The following is a 12,698-nucleotide window of genomic DNA, read 5'->3' as shown; positions in this document are numbered from 1 at the left end:
ACTCCCGAGTCGCGGGCGCCTTGCATTGAGGTCGAGCCAGGCCGGGCCAGGGCAGTCTTTAACTATCGCAACCATGGACGGCCTCAATCGGCATATAGAGCATAATATGCTAAGGTTATTCCTAATTCTTAAATTGCTACCCGGTCAAGGCCGGGCACCAGCAGGAGGTAATCCATGCAGACCTTCGCCCTCTCTCCTAATAGCGGTGCCGGCACTCCCGACGTGGCCGGTTTCTTCGACCCGCGCACCTTTTCGGTGCAGTACGTGGTCAGCGACCCGACCACCGGCAAGTGCGCGATCATCGATCCGGTCTACGACTTCGACGAGAAGTCCGGGGCCACTGAGACCCACCATGCCGACGAACTGCTCGCCTATGTGAAGGAGCATAAACTCGAGGTGGAGTGGGTGCTTGATACGCACCCCCACGCCGACCACTTCTCGGCGGCGCAATACCTGAGCGAGAGGACCGGCGCCCCCACCGCCATCGGTGAAAAGGTGGTGGACGTCCAGAAACTCTGGAAGGAGCTCTACCACTGGCCCGACTTCTCCGCTGACGGTTCCCAGTGGGATCGGTTGTTCGCCGAGGGCGATACCTTCCGCATCGGCGAGCTGGAAGCGAGGGTGATGTTCTCGCCGGGGCATACCCTGGCGTCCATCACCTATGTGATCGGTGATGCCGCCTTCATCCACGACACCATCTTCCAGCCGGACTTCGGCACCGCCCGGGCCGACTTCCCGGGAGGCGACGCCCATCAGCTCTGGCAGTCCATCCAGGCGATCCTGGCGCTGCCCGACGAGACTCGCCTGTTCACCGGCCACGACTACATGCCCGACGGCCGCGAGCCGGAGTGGGAGAGCACGGTGTGCGAACAGCGCGAGACCAACAAGCATCTCGCCGGCGGGGTCACCGAGGATGACTATGCGGCCATGCGCGAAGCGCGCGACAGCGAGCTGCCGATGCCCAAGCTGATTCTGCACTCCTTGCAGATCAATACTCGCGGTGGCCGGCTGCCGGCGCCCGAGGCCAATGGCAAGCGCTATCTGAAGATCCCGCTGGACGCCCTGGAGGGCGCCGCCTGGGAGTGACGGCCGGCAGGAGGCTCGTTGCCGCGGCGACGGGCCCCTGGCTGGCGAGGGTCATCCATCTTCGGGCTTTTATAGCTAAATAATCTATTGTTAGAACGTGTATTGCGCTAAGATGACCTCATTACCTGGCCAATGACACCTGATGGAGGTCTTTTCCCCATGTCCCAGCAGCCCACCGTGGCCCGGCCAAGCGTGACCCACTTCTTCGACGAGCCCACCAACACCTTCAGCTATGTAGTGCGGGATCCCGACAGCAAGGCGTGTGCGATCCTCGACTCGGTTCTCGACTTCGATTACGCCGCCGGGCGTACCGATGTGCGCTCCGCCGACGAGATCATCGCCTTCGTGCGCGACAACGGCCTCGAGGTGGAGTGGATCCTCGAGACCCACGTCCACGCCGACCATCTCTCCGCCGCCCCCTATCTGCACGAGAAGCTGGGCGGCAAGACCGGCATCGGCGCCAATATCACCGTGGTGCAGGATGTCTTCGGCAAGGCCTTCAACGCCGGGACCGAGTTCGCCCGGGACGGTAGTCAGTTCGACCGCCTCTTCGAGGAGGGCGACACCTTCACCATCGGCAACCTGGAAGGGCATGTGCTGCATACCCCGGGGCACACCCCGGCCTGCCTGACCTACGTGGTCGGCGATGCCGCCTTCGTCGGCGACACCCTGTTCATGCCCGACTATGGCACCGCTCGCTGCGACTTCCCGGGCGGTGATGCACGCACCCTTTACCGCTCCATCCAGAAGGTGCTGGCGCTGCCGGCCGAGACGCGCCTCTTCCTGTGCCATGACTACAAGGCGCCCGATCGCGAGGAGTACCAGCACGAGACCAGCGTGGCGGAGCAGCGCGCCCACAACGTGCACGTCCACGAAGGGGTCAGCGAGGAGGAGTTCGTGAAGATGCGCACCGAGCGCGATGCCACCCTGGACATGCCCCGGCTGATCCTGCCCTCGGTGCAGGTCAACATGCGCGCCGGCCACATGCCGCCGGCCGAGGACAACGGCCAGGTCTACCTCAAGGTGCCCATCAACAAGTTCTGAGCCAACGTCGACTCAAAGAGGAGTACTCCCCTGATGCAGATCCATGAACTGGAACCCGGCTTCGCCATCTGCGAGGCCATCAAACCGCAGGATTTGGACGAGGTGGCGCGCCGCGGTTTTCGCGCGGTGATCTGCAATCGTCGCCCCGGCGAGGCCGAGGACCACCCCGACGACCGCGACCTGAGTGCTCGGGCCGCCGAGCTGGGCCTGGAGTGGCGCTGTATCCCGGTCACTCCGGGCGAGTATGGCGAGGCCGACATCGCGGCCTTCGGCCAGGCCCTCGAGGCGCTGCCCGCGCCCATCCTTGCCTTCTGCAGGACCGGCAAGCGGGCCGTGCATCTCTGGGCCCATGCCCGCAGCCAGGGCGAGAGCTGCGATATCCCGGCGCTGCTGGCCGCGGCCCGCGCCGCCGGGCATGACCTGGAGGAGCGTCGCCCGCTGCTGGAAGCCGCCGCGGGGCAGCGCTGAACGATGAACCCCAAGCGCTACCTGCCGATCCTGCAGTGGCTGCCCGGCTACGATCGCGCCACCCTGGGCAGCGACCTGCTGGCGGCGGTGATCGTCACCATCATGCTGATCCCGCAGTCGCTGGCCTACGCCATGCTGGCCGGGCTGCCCCCGGAGGTGGGGCTCTACGCGAGCATCGTGCCGCTGGTGGTCTACGCGCTGTTCGGCACCAGCCGCACCCTGGCGGTGGGGCCGGTGGCGGTGGTGTCGCTGATGACCGCGGCAGCGGTGGGGCAGATCGCCCCCCCGGGTAGCCCGGAGTACCTCGGCGCGGCCCTGGTGCTGGCGCTGATGTCGGGGCTGATCCTCACCCTGATGGGGGTGGCGCGGTTGGGCTTTTTGGCCAACTTCCTCAGCCATCCGGTGATCTCCGGGTTCATCACCGCCTCCGGGTTGATCATCGCGGCCAGCCAGCTCAAGCATGTGCTGGGCATTGACGCCAGCGGCCACAACTTGCTGGAACTGCTGATCGGTCTGACGGCCAACCTGGGCGGCGTGAACGGTCCCACCCTAACGATCGGCCTGTCCGTGCTGGCCTTTCTCTACGTTGCCCGGCGCTGGCTCAACTCGGGGCTGCGCCGGGTGGGCGTGCCGGCGAGGCCTGCAGGCATGCTGACCAAGGCGGCGCCGATTCTCGCTGTGGCGGTGACGACGCTTGCCAGTTGGGGGCTGGGCCTCGATGAGCGCGGCGTGGCCGTGGTCGGTAGCGTGCCGGCAGGCCTGCCGCCGCTGACCCTGCCCGGCTTCGACAGCGGCCTGTGGAGCCATCTCTTCGTGGCGGCGCTGTTGATCAGCATCGTCGGCTTCGTGGAGTCGGTCTCGGTGGGCCAGACCCTGGCCGCCAAGCGGCGCCAGCGCATCGACCCCGACCAGGAACTGGTCGGCCTAGGGGCCTCCAACATCGCCGCGTCGTTCACCGGCGGCATGCCGGTGACCGGCGGCTTCGCCCGCTCGGTGGTGAACTTCGACGCCGGCGCCGAGACCCCGGCGGCGGGGGCCTTCACCGCGGTGGGTATCGCCGTGGCAGCGCTGCTGCTCACCCCGCTGATCGCCTACCTGCCCATCGCCACCCTGGCGGCGACGATCATCGTGGCGGTGCTCTCGCTGGTCGACTTCCCGGCCATCAAGCGCACCTGGGACTATTCTCGCAGCGACTTCGCGGCCATGCTGGCGACTATCCTGGTGACCCTGGGCAGTGGGGTCGAGAGCGGCATCATGGTGGGCGTCGGGCTGTCGCTGGCCCTGCACCTCTACCGCACCAGCCGCCCCCACAGCGCCGTGGTAGGCCGTGTTCCGGGTAGTGAGCATTTCCGCAACGTGCAGCGCCACGACGTGGAGACCGACGAGCGCCTGGCGATCCTGCGGGTCGACGAGAGCCTCTACTTCGCCAATGCCCGCTACCTGGAAGACACCGTGATGGAGCTGGCCGCCCGCCAGCCGGGCCTGGCACACATCGTGCTGGCCTGTCAGGCGGTCAACGTCATCGACGCCTCGGCGCTGGAGAGCCTGGAGGCGATCAATGCGCGGCTCAAGGACTCCGGTGTCGCCCTGCACCTGGCCGAGGTCAAGGGCCCGGTCATGGATCGGCTTCACAACACCGAGTTCTGCCACGAGCTTACCGGGCACGTGTTCCTCAGCACCTACGACGCCTGGCGCGAGCTGCGCGGCGAGAGCGACGGGACCCTGTCGCGGCGCTGCGCCGAGATGCAGCGGCTCGTCACGCGCCCCGACCCCATCGACGACACGACACAACCGCATCCGCGGATGCATTGAAGGAGAGCGAGAGAGTGGACTGGAGTTCATCCCTGCAGGGGCTGGCCGGCGGTATCCTGATCGGCCTGTCCGCCACCTGGCTGATGGCCACCCTGGGCCGCATTGCCGGCATCAGCGGGATCATCGGCACCCTGATCACCGCCCGGCCCGAGGGGGACAGCGCCTGGCGCCTGGCCTTCCTGTTGGGGCTGGTCAGCGGCCCCGTGCTGCTGCTGCTCGCCGGGAGCGGGCTCGGCGATTCGACGTTCAGCCTCGGCAACGTGGCCGGCGCCCCGGGCGAGGTGATCGGCGAGCCCGCGGGGGGTGTGCCGCTGATGCTGGTGGCCGGCCTGCTGGTGGGCCTGGGCACGGGGCTGGGCAGCGGCTGCACCAGTGGCCACGGCGTCTGCGGCCTCTCCCGGTTGTCGGTGCGCTCGATGGTGGCCACCCTGACCTTCCTGGTGGCGGCGATCATCACCGTCTTCGTGGTCCGGCACGTGATCGGAGGTGGCGCATGAAGACCGAGACCCTGAAGACGATCATGGGCTATATCGCGGGGCTGATCTTCGGCCTTGGCCTGGCCGTCTCCGGCATGACCGACCCGGCCCGGGTGCTCGGTTTCCTGGATGTCGCCGGGGCCTGGGACCCGACCCTGATGTTCGTGCTGGGCGGCGCCGTGATCACCAACTTCATCGGCTACCGCCTGGTGCTGAGGCGCCCCAACCCGGTGTTCGGCGAGCGCTTCCAACTGCCCACCCGTCAGGACCTGGACGCCCGCCTGATCGGCGGCTCGGCGCTGTTCGGCATCGGCTGGGGGCTCTCCGGCTACTGCCCAGGACCGGCCTTCGCCTCCATCGCCGGGCTCACCGGTCCGCTGCTGGCCATGCTGGTGACCATGGTGGTCGGTTGGTTCCTGGCCCGAGCGATCCCTGCCAGGGGATGAAGCCGTCTCGACACCCGCCAGTCCCCCGTCGGCCCTGCCGGCGGGGGATCGCTTTTTGCGACCCTGAATTTTCGACCCTGAGCTTGAGACCAATAGACGAGCACGAATCGTTCTAGCCTTATGACGGCTTAACGCCGTCTTAATGGTCGGGTGACACGATGTCGCACATTACGAGGATTCCCTGTCATGCACGTACTGCTCATCGAGGATGATGCCCTGGTGGCGTCGGGCATCCAGGCCGGACTCGCCGTCTATGACTTCGTCGTCGACCCTGTGACCACCATGGCCGAGGCGCGCTCGGCCATGCAAACGGTGTCGAGCGACCTGGTCATCCTCGACCGGGGCCTGCCCGACGGCGACGGCATGCTGCTCCTCGAGGAGTGGCGCCGGGCCGGGGTCGATACCCCAGTGCTGATCCTCACCGCCCGCGATGCGGTGAGCGACCGCATCGAGGGGCTGCACGTGGGTGCCGATGACTACCTGGTGAAGCCCTTCGACCTGGACGAGCTGGTGGCCCGCCTGCAGGCCCTGCTGCGCCGGGCCGCCGGGCGCTCCCGGGCCCTGATCGAGCATGGCCCGCTGTGCCTGGATCCGGTCTCCCGCGAGGTCAGCGTGGCGGGGCGGCCGGTGAGCCTCTCGCGCCGTGAGCTGGTGCTGCTGGAGGCCTTCCTCCAGGCGCCGCGCAGCGTGCTGACCGCCGGCCAGCTCAAGGATAGCCTCTACGGCATGAACGAGGAGGTGGAAAGCAATGCGCTCAACGTGCACCTCCATCACCTGCGGCGCAAGCTCGGCAGCCGGGTGATCGAGACGGTGCGCGGCCTGGGCTACCGGCTGGGCAAGCCCTCTGCGGTGGAGGTGATGCGTCGCCACGGTGCCGGTCGGGCATGAGCCTGCGCACGCGGCTGGTGCTGACCCTGGGGCTGACCCTGCTGCTGTTCTGGGGCCTGGCCGCCGCCTGGCTGATGCGCGACCTGCACCAGCAAGTGGAGGAGACCCTGGACCAGCGGCTCGCCCAGTCGGCCCGCATGGTGGCCGGGTTGATGGCCCAGCTGCCGGTGGAGGTGTGGGAGCAGGCGGACACTCGCGCGCTCTCCATTCCGCCCATCGAGGGGCTGGCCTGCCAGGTGCACTCGCCGCGTGGCGAGATCATGGCGCGCACCCATACCGATATGGAGCACATCCTGCAGGCCCGGGAGCCGGGCCATGCCTACCGCGAGGAGGGCGGCATGACCTGGCGGGTGTTCACCTACGAGCGTGGCGGGTTGACCATCACCACCGCCGACCGCATGGACGAGCGCGACCTGCTGATGCGCAACGTGCTGCAGGTGGCGGTGGTGCCCTTCGTGGTGGCGCTGGCCGGCAGCCTGCTGGCGCTATGGCTCGGCGTGGTGAGGGGGCTGCGGCCGCTGGGTCGGCTGCGTGCCGCCCTGGCCCGCCGTCACCCCGATGCCCTGGCGCCGGTGGCGACCCATGGCGTGCCGGTGGAGATCCGCCCGCTGGTGGAGACGCTCAATGGCCTGCTGGCGCGCATCCAGCAGACCATCGTGCGCGAGCAGCGCTTCACCAACGACGCCGCCCACGAGCTGCGCACGCCGCTGACGGCCATCAAGACCCACCTGCAGGTGGCCAGTCGGGTCGAGGGTGAGGCGGCACGCCAGTCACTGGACCATGCCGAGGAGGGCGTGGCACGACTGTCGCGGACCCTGGACCAGCTGTTGATGCTGGCGCGGGTGGAAGGACGGCTACACTTCGAGGACGGCGAGGCCAGCCGAGCCGCCGACGTCGTTGAGCTGGCGCTGCGCGACGCCTCGACCAGCGACCGGCAACGCTTCGCACTGCCCGAGGAATGGCCCAAGGTGGAGCTGGCGGTGCCTCGGGAGCTGGCAATCACTGCGCTGCGCAACCTGGTGGACAACGCCCTGCGCCACGGGCCCGGGGAGAGTCCCGTGGAGGTCGCGGCCCGCATCGACGCGGATGGCCAGACGCTGACCTACGGGGTCAGGGATCATGGCCCCGGGGTCGAGGAGGCCCAGCTCGAGCAGTTGACGCGCCGGTTCTGGCGGGCCAGCCGCCGGCAGGGCAGTGGCCTGGGGCTGGCCATCGTCGCCGCCATCGCCGAGCGCTTCGGCGGAGGGCTGGCGTTTTCCCGCCCCGAGGGGGGTGGGCTTGAGGCCCGGCTGACGCTGCCGCTGACGCCGCGGTCGACGGGACCGGCACGGCCGGCCCGGGAAGGAACCCCGCAAGGGATCGATGACAACGACGAGGGTGACCCGAAATGACGAGCATGAGGATCGTGAGTGGGCTCGGCCTGCTGCTGGGCCTGGGCCTGGCCGCCGGTCAGGCCCAGGCCCTGGAGGGCGATGCCGAGCGCGGCCAACAGGCGGCCGGTACCTGCGTGGCCTGCCACCAGGCCGACGGTAGCGGGATGAATGTGTCCGGGGGCGAGTCCTGGCCCCGCCTGGCCGGCCAGGATGCCGGCTACATCGCCAAGCAGTTGCATGACTTCAAGGCGGGTCGCCGCGAGAATGCCAGCATGATGCCCTTCGCCAACATGCTGGACGACCAGCAGATCGCCGATGTGGCGGCCTACTACAGCCAGATGCCGGTGACCGAGGCCCAGGGTGGCGAGGAGGCCGAGGAGGCGCTGCTGGCGCGCGGCGAACAGCTGGCCCTGCGCGGCGACTGGGATGCCTACATCGTCTCCTGCAAGAGCTGCCATGGCCCGGGTAACGCGGGTGCCGGCAGTACCTTTCCCGGCATCGCCAGCCAGCATGCCGGCTATATCGAGGCTCAGCTGCAGGCCTGGCAGGAAGGGGAGCGCAGCAATGATCCCCAGAACCTGATGGGGGCCATCGCCCAGCGCATGAGCGACGAGGATATCCAGGCGGTGTCGGCCTGGCTGGCCAATCAGTCCGTGGCGTCCGAATAAGGGGGAGCAGAGCATGAAACTTCACAGGACAACCCTGGCCGTGGCCAGTGCGACCCTGGCCGCTGGCATCAGCATGGCCGCCTGGGCAGAATACGAACAACTCGTCGAGATGGGCTATCCCGCCCCCGAGGAGGGCGAACTGGTGCATGTGCCGCCGACCATGGCGGACCTCGAGGAGGCCGATATCAACCCGGAGTTGAAGAAGGTCATTCGTCGTGGCTACGACCTCTTCACCAACACTCAGCAGCTGCGCGGCGAGAATGTCTTCAACGACATGAACTGCTCAAGCTGCCACCTGGGCGAGGGCCGTCAGCCGTTCAGCGCGCCGGTCTGGCCCGCCGCGGTGACGCTGCCGGACTTCCGCGGCAAGAACCAGCACGTCAACAATCTCGAGGAGCGCATCGCGGGTTGCTTTGCCTACTCCATGAACGGCACCCCGCCCGAGTATGGCAGTGACGACATGCTGGCATTGTCGGCCTACCATCAGTGGCTCGCCACGGGGGCGCCCATGTACCCCGACCAGCCGATCTACGGCCGTGGCTTTCCGCCACCTGAGCGCCCCGAGACGCTGAGCTATGAAAACGGTGAGGCGCTCTACATGGAGCAGTGCTCGGTCTGTCACAGTGAGGACGGTTCCGGTCTCTACGTGGACGGTGAGTATGTGTTTCCCGCCCCCTGGGGGGACGGCTCCAACAACTGGGGGGCCGGCATCGTGCGCACGCATACCGCGGCCGGGTTCATCAAGAACAACATGCCGCTGGGCCAGCCGCTGTCGCTCAGTGATCAACAGGCCTGGGACATCGCCTACTACATGACCCAGCAGGAGCGCCCGCAGGACCCGCGCTACACCGAGAGCGTCGATCAGGTACTCGAGCAGTTCGGCCCGACCTTCCACAAGCACTCCAGCTACGGCCAGGTGCGCGAGCAAGATGACCATCGCCTCGCCGATCACGCCAACTGGGGCGAGAAGGGCGATATCGTGCCCTGGAACGTCGGCGTGCCGCGCTTCGAGGACCTGGAGGACTGACCCTACCTGTCGCTTCGCGCGAAACGGGCCCCGCGGCGATCGGCAGCGGGGCCCGTTTCGTCAGTGGGGGCAAGGCGGCGCGTCATGGCCTCGGCATCAGGGGCGCGGCGCGCCCATCACCGTCTCGAGGCGCGCCGCGTCGGGGGCCCCCTCGACCTGCTCCAGGCGGCCCTCGTCGTTGCGGTAGTAGCTGGTGGGGGTGGCCATCAGCCCCAGGCCCTCGAAGAGCTGGTTGTTGGCGTAGACCTGCTCCTCGACCTCGCGGGGCTGGGCGGAGGCGGCGATGCCGCTGTCGCTGGCCTGGTGCTCCTGCAGCGCCGCGGCGGGGTCCTCGGCCCCCAGCAGGGCCGCCGCCTTGGCCGGGCTGTCGTTGCGCAGGATGCCGACCATGATGTGGCGCAGCTGTACCTCGCCGGCCTCGACCCAGGGGCGGCTCTGCTCATGGAAGCGCTCGCAGTAGGGGCAGTTGGGGTCGGTGAAGGTGTAGATCACGCGCTCGGCCTCGGGGTCGCCGTCCTGGATCCAGTGGCTCTCCTCGAGCCGCTGCCACACCTCGGCCTCCTGGCCGCTGCGCACATGCTCGTCCAGCGGCGCCGCGGAGAGGTCGTTGCCCTCGGCATCGAGCAGGGTGCCGACCAGCGCATGGTCGCCGTCCGCGGTGAGGTAGACGGCCATCTCGCGCCCCCGGTGGCTGGCGGCGAAGCCGCTGAGGCCGCCGGGCGCGTCGAATTCGCCGTGGACCTCCAGGCCCTGATCCACCAGCGCCTGGAGCGGTGCCGGCCAGTGGTCGTCGGCGGCGAGCGTCGCGGTGAGCGTGAGCGAGACCAGGCCGGCCGTCAGGGAGAGGGGAAGGGGTCGCATCGGGGTGTCCTGTCGCTGAGGGAGTGTCGTGGGGACCCGCCGGGGGCCCGCAAGTTCCCATCCTGCCACGCACCCATTAGCCGTGAATTAATCCCTGCCTCCGCCGGCGGGACGCAATGTCGCAGCCCGCTCCCGATCAACGTCCAGGCAGGGTAAGCTCGACTCCTCCCCTTGAACCACTGGAGTCGACCGACATGCGCATCGCTGCCCTACCGCTGGTCCTGTTCTCGCTGTTCAGCGCTACCGCGCTGGCCCAGTCCCTCACCGTCGAGGAGGCTCGGGTGCGGGCGGTGCCGCCGGGGTCGCCCACCACCGCCGCCTTCATGGACCTGACCAACCCGGGCGAGACGGACCTGGCGCTGGTCGGCGGCACCTCGCCCCTGGCCGGCAGCCTGGAGCTGCACAACCACGTGATGATGGATGGCGTGATGCAGATGCGTCAGGTCGAGACGATCCCGATCCCGGCCGGCGAGACCGTGCGGCTGGCGCCCGGCGGCTGGCACCTGATGCTCTTCGAACTGACCAGGATCCCGGCCGAGGGCGAGAGCATCGCGCTCACCCTGAGCCTCGACAATGGCGAGACCCTGACCGTCGAGGCCCCGGTGAGGCGGGTGCAGCCGATGGAGATGCAGGGCGATGGCCAGCACGCGGGGCACTGATCAGCCCGGGGCCAGCAGCCACAGGCTGCGGTAGGGGGCCAGGCTCGACTCCCGCGTCCAGGGAACATCCTCCAGCAGGTCGATCCAGCCGGGGCCGTCGAGTGCGTCCAGCTCGAGGGGCTGACGTCGGTCGGAGACGTTGTGGATCGCCAGCAGGCGTCGGCCATCGGGCAGCGGTCCTCGCTCCAGCACCAGCAGCGCAGGCGGGGCGGGCATCACCCGCTGGGGCGCGTCCGGGTGGAAGCAGGGCTCCCGACGCCGCACCGCCAGGCGACGCGCCAGGGCCAGGAATACCTCGCGGGTCGGCGTGTTGCGGCTGTCGAGCAGTTCCTCGAGCTCGCTTAGCTGCCAGCGGTGGCGGTTGATCGCCCTCAGGCGGCCGCTGCGCTCGACGCCTTCCAGGTCGTTGAGGGTGGCGGTCAGCGAATGCACGTAGAGGGCGGGAATGCCCTGCAGGGCCAGGATCAGGTGCTGGCTGCACAGGAAACGCTCCACCTGCCAGGGGTCCGCTCCCCGGCGGGTCCCCTTCATGGCCTCGAACCAGGTGATGTTGATCTCGTAGGGGATGTCCCGCCCCTGGGGGTCGGTGCGCATGCTGACGAACCCGCCGAAGCGATGCATCAGCTCCAGCAGGGCCTCGACCTCATGGTCCGGCAGCCAGCCCTCCAGCGGGCGGACGCCGATGCCGTCATGGCTGGCGGTGAAGTTGAGGTAGCTGCAGCCCGGCGGCAGGGCGGGCAGGCTCTCCAGCCAGCGGCCCAGGGTGTCCGCCTCGCCGCTGGTCAGGGCATGCAGCAGCAGCGGCGGCAGGGGGAACTGGTAGACCAGGTGGGCCTCGTCGGGCGCCTGGCCGTCTGCAAGGCGATCTAGACCGAAGTAGCTGAGGTTCTCCCGGTGGGGCACGTTGGTCTCGGTCAGCAGCAGGGTGCCGGGCGCCATGTGGTCGACCACGGCCCGCAGCAGGCGCACCACCTCATGGGTCTCGGGCAGGTGGATGCAGGGCGTGCCGGGCGCCTTCCAGAGGTAGGCGATGGCGTCCAGGCGGATCACCCTCGCCCCCTGTGCCAGGTAGAAGAGCAGGATGCCGATGAACTCCAGCAGCACGTCGGGATTGGCGAAGTTCAGGTCGATCTGGTCCTCGGAGAAGGTCGCCCAGAGGTGGCGCGTGCCGCGGCGGGTAGGCACCGGCACCAGCAGCGGAGAGCTGCGCGGCCGCACCACCGCCGAGAGGTCGCTTTCCGGGTCCATCTCGATGAAGTAGTCGCGCCCCGGCAGGCAGCCGGAAAGATAGTCGACGAACCACAGCGACTCCCGGGAGACGTGGTTTAGCACCAGGTCGACGATCAGGTCGCCGCGCTCGGCCAGCCGGCGCAGGTGGCACCAGTCGCCCAGGGCCGGGTCCACCTCTCGGTAGTGGATTACCGAGAAGCCGTCGTCGCTGCTCCAGGGAAAGAAGGGCAGCACATGTACCCCGCTGAAGGTGTCGGGCAGGCGTGCCTCGAGGAAGTCTCGAAGCACCGCCAGGGGCGGGGTGTCGCCGTCGAGCAGGCTGTCTCCGTAGGTGATCAGCCACTGGTCCCGCTCGCTCCACAAGGGGGCGGGACCGGGTCTTGCGGCGGGGGGCATGGCACCGCGATGGTGCGAGAGCAGCATCAGCAGCCGTCGCAGCACCTCCTCCCGGCGGGGGCCGTAGAGGACGTCGAGGTGCTCGCGGGCGCGGGCGCTGAAGGCGGCCTCGTCCAGGGGATGGGCGAGGGAAGGGGGTAGGGGCATGGTGGTATTCGCTGGTCGGCCTGGGAATGCCACCCCCTTGCATGTCCCGTGCCATGGCGGCGTGGCTTCCCCGTCGCTGGGCGCTCTCCTCGCGAACCGTTACAATGTGGCGACAGC

At 68.5% G+C, this 12,698-nt stretch carries 13 protein-coding genes; 11 read left to right on the top strand and 2 right to left on the bottom strand.

Annotated features, from left to right (window positions below):
* The first annotated feature begins 174 nt into the window (after positions 1-174).
* From M8009_RS07665 to M8009_RS07620, 10 genes are all read left to right on the top strand, one after another.
* The gene (locus M8009_RS07665; protein ID WP_250060235.1) at positions 175-1,086 is read left to right on the top strand and encodes an MBL fold metallo-hydrolase; all 912 of its coding nucleotides are present in this window, start codon (positions 175-177) and stop codon (positions 1,084-1,086) included.
* A 177-nt stretch (positions 1,087-1,263) separates the two neighbouring features.
* Entirely contained in the window at positions 1,264-2,130 is an 867-nt protein-coding gene (locus M8009_RS07660) for an MBL fold metallo-hydrolase (protein WP_250060557.1), read from the top strand.
* A gap of 33 nt (positions 2,131-2,163) precedes the next feature.
* Positions 2,164-2,598, top strand: coding sequence for a protein tyrosine phosphatase family protein (locus tag M8009_RS07655; RefSeq protein WP_250060234.1), 435 nt, complete (start codon positions 2,164-2,166; stop codon positions 2,596-2,598).
* 3 nt (positions 2,599-2,601) lie between these two features.
* Positions 2,602-4,410, top strand: a complete 1,809-nt coding sequence (locus M8009_RS07650) for a SulP family inorganic anion transporter (protein ID WP_250060233.1) — start codon at positions 2,602-2,604, stop codon at positions 4,408-4,410.
* 14 nt (positions 4,411-4,424) lie between these two features.
* Positions 4,425-4,907: a YeeE/YedE family protein gene (locus M8009_RS07645; protein ID WP_250060232.1), complete on the top strand. Its 483-nt coding sequence runs from the start codon at positions 4,425-4,427 to the stop codon at positions 4,905-4,907.
* Positions 4,904-5,332, top strand: coding sequence for a DUF6691 family protein (locus tag M8009_RS07640; RefSeq protein WP_250060231.1), 429 nt, complete (start codon positions 4,904-4,906; stop codon positions 5,330-5,332). The genes M8009_RS07645 and M8009_RS07640 overlap by 4 nt, the downstream gene beginning before the upstream one ends.
* A gap of 186 nt (positions 5,333-5,518) precedes the next feature.
* The gene (locus M8009_RS07635) at positions 5,519-6,220 is read left to right on the top strand and encodes a response regulator (protein WP_250060230.1); all 702 of its coding nucleotides are present in this window, start codon (positions 5,519-5,521) and stop codon (positions 6,218-6,220) included.
* A complete protein-coding gene (locus tag M8009_RS07630) occupies positions 6,217-7,611 on the top strand; it encodes an ATP-binding protein (RefSeq protein WP_250060229.1) in 1,395 nt (464 codons plus the stop codon). The genes M8009_RS07635 and M8009_RS07630 overlap by 4 nt, the downstream gene beginning before the upstream one ends.
* A gap of 5 nt (positions 7,612-7,616) precedes the next feature.
* Positions 7,617-8,261 carry a c-type cytochrome gene (locus tag M8009_RS07625; protein ID WP_250060228.1) on the top strand — a complete coding sequence of 215 codons (645 nt, stop codon included), beginning with the start codon at positions 7,617-7,619 and terminating at the stop codon, positions 8,259-8,261.
* Positions 8,262-8,274: 13 nt separating this feature from the next.
* On the top strand, positions 8,275-9,288 hold the full coding sequence (locus M8009_RS07620; protein ID WP_250060227.1) for a c-type cytochrome: 1,014 nt from the start codon (positions 8,275-8,277) through the stop codon (positions 9,286-9,288).
* A gap of 96 nt (positions 9,289-9,384) precedes the next feature.
* Here M8009_RS07620 and dsbG read toward each other — a convergent pair whose 3' ends face one another.
* Positions 9,385-10,149 (bottom strand): thiol:disulfide interchange protein DsbG, encoded by a 765-nt coding sequence (gene dsbG, locus M8009_RS07615; protein ID WP_250060226.1) that lies wholly within the window; start codon positions 10,147-10,149, stop codon positions 9,385-9,387.
* 194 nt (positions 10,150-10,343) lie between these two features.
* Between dsbG and M8009_RS07610 the strand changes: the two genes are divergently transcribed.
* Positions 10,344-10,808 (top strand): copper chaperone PCu(A)C, encoded by a 465-nt coding sequence (locus tag M8009_RS07610; RefSeq protein ID WP_250060225.1) that lies wholly within the window; start codon positions 10,344-10,346, stop codon positions 10,806-10,808.
* Here M8009_RS07610 and M8009_RS07605 read toward each other — a convergent pair whose 3' ends face one another.
* On the bottom strand, positions 10,809-12,581 hold the full coding sequence (locus M8009_RS07605) for a sugar phosphorylase (protein WP_250060224.1): 1,773 nt from the start codon (positions 12,579-12,581) through the stop codon (positions 10,809-10,811).
* Between the last annotated feature and the right edge of the window lie 117 nt (positions 12,582-12,698).

This window comes from Halomonas gemina (assembly GCF_023554995.1).
GTDB classification, from domain to species: Bacteria; Pseudomonadota; Gammaproteobacteria; order Pseudomonadales; family Halomonadaceae; genus Halomonas; species Halomonas gemina.
Note: the sequence above shows the minus strand (reverse complement) of the source record. Positions and strands in the feature narration are given on the sequence as shown.